The organism is Aquiflexum lacus (genome assembly GCF_015476655.1).
Classification (GTDB): Bacteria; Bacteroidota; Bacteroidia; order Cytophagales; family Cyclobacteriaceae; genus Aquiflexum; species Aquiflexum lacus.
Genome location: NZ_JABFHF010000067.1, coordinates 1 through 1,602, shown reverse-complemented (window position 1 = coordinate 1,602; position 1,602 = coordinate 1). Strand labels below are relative to the sequence as shown.

The following is a 1,602-nucleotide window of genomic DNA, read 5'->3' as shown; positions in this document are numbered from 1 at the left end:
TCGTGTTGATGTCCTGTGAAGCACCCGGAGCAAGTACGGTGATGGTGTTGTTCAGGCCTGTCAAAGGATCGACAACAGAGATGTTCTCCAAAGTGGTGTTACCAGTATTGCTTACCGTGATAGTGTAATTGAGTTCATCACCCGGAGTGGCAAAGGTTGATTCAGTTACTGCCTTAGCAATGGCAAGCGCAGGAGACTGGGTAGCGGTTACCGTTACCTCATCATTTACAGAGATGTCATTGACAGATGCTGTTGCTGTATTGGAAACAGAACCTGCATCGATATCATCCTGATCGACTGCATAAGTCGTGTTGATGTCCTGAGAAGCACCCGGAGTGAGAACCGCAATATTCGTATTCAGTCCTGTCAATGGATCGTCCACCGAAATGTTCTCCAAAGTCACATTACCTGTATTGGAAACCGTAATGGTATAATTGAGTTCATCACCAGGAGCGGCAAAGGTTGTCTCGGTTACCGCCTTTGCAATTGCAAGGGCAGGGGACTGGGTAGCTGTTACGGTTACCTCATCATTTACCGAAATGTCATTGACAGATGCTGTTGCCGTATTGGAAACAGAACCCGCATCGATATCATCCTGATCGACTGCATAAGTTGTATTGATGTCCTGAGATGCACCCGGAGCAAGAACAGATATTGTTGTGTTCAATCCCGTTAATGGATCTACCACGGAGATGTTCTCCAAAGTGGTATTACCGGTATTGCTTACCGAAATGGTATAGTTCAGTTCATCACCTGGAGCGGCAAAGGTTGTTTCGGTTACTGCCTTAGCAATTGCATGAGCAGGGGACTGGGTAGCTGTTACCGTCACCTCATCATTTACCGAGATGTCTCCCACAGCAGCAGTAGCCGTGTTCGACACCGAACCCGCATCGATATCATCCTGATCGACTGCATAAGTCGTGTTGATATCCTGAGATGCGCCAGGAGCAAGAACGGTGATGGTGGTGTTCAGTCCTGTCAAAGGATCGATCACTGAAATGTTCTCAAGGGTAGTATTTCCTGTATTGGATACCGTGATGGTATAATTCAGTTGATTACCCGGAGCGGCAAAGGTTGTTTCGGTTACTGCCTTGGAAATTGCAAGGGCAGGAGACTGGGTAGCCGTTACGGTTACCTCATCATTTACCGAAATATCTCCCACAGCAGCAGTAGCCGTGTTGGAAACAGAACCCGCATCAATATCATCCTGATCGACTGTATAGGTCGTGTTGATGTCCTGCGAAGCACCCGGAGCGAGAACGGTAATGGTGGTATTCACACCCGTCAAAGGATCGACAACCGAGATGTTCTCCAAAGTGGTGTTACCTGTATTGGATACCGTAATGGTGTAATTGAGTTCATCCCCCGGAGCGGCAAAGGTTGTTTCAGTTACTGCCTTTGCAATGGAAAGTGCTGGGGACTGGGTAGCCGTTACGGTCACTTCATCCGAAACAGAGATGTCTGCAACAGAAGCAGTAGCTGTGTTCGAGACTGAACCCGCATCGATATCATCCTGATCGACTGTATAGGTCGTGTTGATGTCCTGGGAAGCACCCGGAGCAAGTACGGTGATGGTGTTGTTCAGACCTGTCAAAGGATCGA

At 48.1% G+C, this 1,602-nt stretch carries 1 protein-coding gene; it reads right to left on the bottom strand.

All coding sequences use genetic code 11. The features are described 5' to 3' along the window. Positions 1 to 1,602 (bottom strand): beta strand repeat-containing protein (locus HMJ38_RS25015; protein ID WP_194977186.1); only part of this gene is annotated, 1,602 nt, incomplete at both ends.